Source organism: Telluria sp. AZSoR62 (assembly GCF_058111565.1).
Genome location: NZ_JBYTST010000167.1, coordinates 1 through 343 on the forward strand (window position 1 = coordinate 1; position 343 = coordinate 343).

Annotated in this window: 1 protein-coding gene; it reads left to right on the forward strand. The window is 54.2% G+C overall.

Features of this window, described 5'->3' with window-relative positions; genetic code table 11:
• Positions 1–56: 56 nt before the first annotated feature.
• Positions 57–343: hypothetical protein (locus tag AC3XQU_RS23370; RefSeq protein WP_489876537.1), on the forward strand; the 287-nt coding region annotated here is incomplete at its 3' end.

Below are 343 nucleotides of genomic sequence, written 5' to 3' on the forward strand. Positions count from 1 at the left end.
TTTCGGACCATCAGGATTCGCTGCGGGCATTGGGGCGGGCTAAGCCGGAAGGCTTCATGGAGCAGGGACTAAACAGCCACCGTGCGATATCCGTGCGTTACGTACCGGTGCGGAAGCAACATATTCCTAGACGCACTGACCGAAGTTTGTCTTTGGCAAAAGCCCTCAAGCTGATCGACTTCACTTACGGCTGTTACCACTGTGCAGTCGATCGCGGGCAAGAGGCCCAGTTGTTCTTCAGCCTGGACGTCTCATCAGTTTTCGACCTAATGAGAGTCACTGGGTTGAGTTTTGAACGGATTCCGCCAGAATTGCGTCATCTGGGGATAAGCACCTACGTGGG